This window comes from Caulobacter sp. AP07 (assembly GCF_000281955.1).
Classification (GTDB): Bacteria; Pseudomonadota; Alphaproteobacteria; order Caulobacterales; family Caulobacteraceae; genus Caulobacter.
The window spans coordinates 1-2,394 of record NZ_AKKF01000264.1 but is presented as its reverse complement, the minus strand read 5'-3'; the positions used below and the strand labels follow the sequence as shown (position 1 = coordinate 2,394).

At 69.3% G+C, this 2,394-nt stretch carries 2 protein-coding genes; both read left to right on the top strand.

Annotated elements, in window-relative coordinates:
- A partial coding sequence (locus PMI01_RS23155; RefSeq protein ID WP_007675058.1) for an SDR family oxidoreductase occupies positions 1–528 on the top strand: 528 nt, incomplete at its 5' end.
- Positions 529–709: 181 nt separating this feature from the next.
- Positions 710–2,394: phosphoenolpyruvate carboxylase (locus PMI01_RS23150; protein WP_007675053.1), on the top strand; the 1,685-nt coding region annotated here is incomplete at its 3' end.

Sequence of the window (2,394 nt, the reverse complement as noted above, 5' to 3'; positions counted from 1 at the left end):
TTCGGCAAGGTCGACATCCTGGTCAACAACGCCGGCATCATCCGCCGCGCCGACAGCATCGAATTCAGCGAAGCCGACTGGGACGCGGTGATGGACACCAACCTGAAGGTCGTGTTCTTCCTGACCCAGGCCTTCGCCAGGCAGGTGATCAAGCAGGGCGGCGACGCCGCCAGCATCGGCAAGATCATCAACATCGCCAGCCTGTTGTCGTTCCAGGGCGGCATCCGCGTGCCCAGCTACACGGCCAGCAAGAGCGGCCTGGCGGGCCTGACCAAGATCCTGGCCAACGAGTGGGCGTCGAAGGGCGTCAACGTCAACGCCATCGCGCCGGGCTATTTCGACACCAACAACACCGAAGCCCTGCGCAACGACGCCGACCGCAACGCCTCGATCCTGGCCCGCATCCCGGCCGGCCGCTGGGGCCAGCCGGGCGACCTGGGCGGGGCCGCGGTGTTCCTGGCCTCGTCGGCCGCCGACTATGTCCAGGGCATCACCTTGCCCGTGGATGGTGGCTGGTTGGCCCGCTAGGGAATATTTCTGCGCAAAATGGTTCATGGTAGCGCAATCATTGTGCGCGCCGCCTTTTCGTGAAGATCAAAGCGCGGTAAGGGCGCCGCTGCGTCAGACAGGGCCTGGAGCCCGCCTGCCGCCTCGTTCGTTCTTTCCCTGATGAGCCGTCGCCTCTCGCGGCGGCCGCGGAGCTTCGCGCATGCGCAACCCCCTGTCGCTCGACCTCTCGTCGCCAGAAGGGGATCGCCCCACCAGCCGCCACGTGCGGCAGAACGCCAGCCTGCTCAGCGACCTGCTGAACGAGGCCATCGCCTATCTCGACGGCGACGCCGCCGCCGAGCTGGTGGCCACGGCCCGCAAGGCCGCCTCGCAGGAAAGCTCCGACGGTGAGGCCGCGCGGCTGGACCACCTGTTCGCCGACCTGTCGAGCGACCAGGCGATCTTCCTGGCCCGGGCCCTGGCCAGCCACTCGATGCTGGCCAATATCGGCGAGGACGTCGCCGGCCGCCGCCGTCACGCCGAGGCCGACGCCCAGCCGGGCGACGAGCGTCCGCGCACCCTGGTCGACGCCGTCGAGCGGCTGATCAAGGCCGGCAAGACCAAGGCCGAACTGACCCGGGTCCTGGCCGCGATGAACGTGGTGCCGGTGCTGACCGCCCACCCCACCGAGGTGCGCCGCCGCAGCATGGTCGACCGCGAGACCGAGATCTCGCGCCTGATGGCCCTGCGCCGCCACCACCTGCCGGCCGACCTCGACGCCGACATCCGCGAGCGGCTGTTCCGCGAGATCGCCCTGATGTGGCGCACCCGGCTGTATCGCCCCGAGCGGATCACCGTGAAGGACGAGATCCGCAACGCCCTGTCGATCGTCCGCACCTCGATCCTGCCGGCGATCATCGACCTGTATGGCGACTGGTCGCGGCAGGTCGGCGAGCACGGCCAGATGGCCCCGCTGCTGAAGATGGGCTCGTGGCTGGGCGGCGACCGCGACGGCCACCCCGGGGTCAACGGCGACACCCTGAAGCTGGCCCTGGCCTCCCAGGCCCGGGTCATCCTCGACTGGTACGCCGGCGAGGTGCGCAAGCTGTGGTCCAACCTGGCGGTCTCCACCGCCTACGCCCCGGTGTCGCAAGAGGTCCTGGCCCTGGCCGCCCAGACCAGCGACCCGTCGGTGCATCGCCTGGACGAGCCCTATCGTCTGGCGCTGGAACTGATCTTCGACCGCCTCAACGCGGTCTCCAAGAAACTGACCGGCTCGCGGGTGATCTTCGCCACCGAGGACGCCAAGGTCGAGCCCTACGGCCATCCCGAGGCCTTCGTCTCCGACCTCAAGGTCATCATCGACTCGCTGGGGCGCCATGGCGGCGAGCGCCTGGTCGGTGGTTCGCTGCGCACCCTGGTCGAGGTGGCCCAGGCCTGCGGCTTCCACCTGATGAGCCTGGACCTGCGCCAGAACGCCGACGTCCACGAACGCACCCTGGACGAGCTCTACCGCCGGGCGGGGGCCGGCGTGAAGTACCTGGAGCTCGACGAAGAGGCCCGTTCCAAGCTGCTGATCAGCGAGCTGTCGCACCAGCGGCCCCTGGTCTCGCCGTTCACCGCCTATGGCGAGGAGACGACCAAGGAGCTGGCGACCATGGAGGCCGCCGCCCAGATGGTCCGCGACTACGGCCACGGCTGCCTGGGCGCCTATGTGATCTCCAAGTCGGCCACCCTGTCGGACATCCTCGAGCCGCTGGTCCTGCTCAAGCAGGTCGGCCTGGTCTGGGGCGGGGCCGCGCCGCGCGCCTCGGTCAAGATCAGCCCGCTGTTCGAGACCATCGGCGACCTGGAGAACGGTCCCCGCGTGCTGCGCCAGTGGCTGGGGCTGCCGCTCAGCCGCAC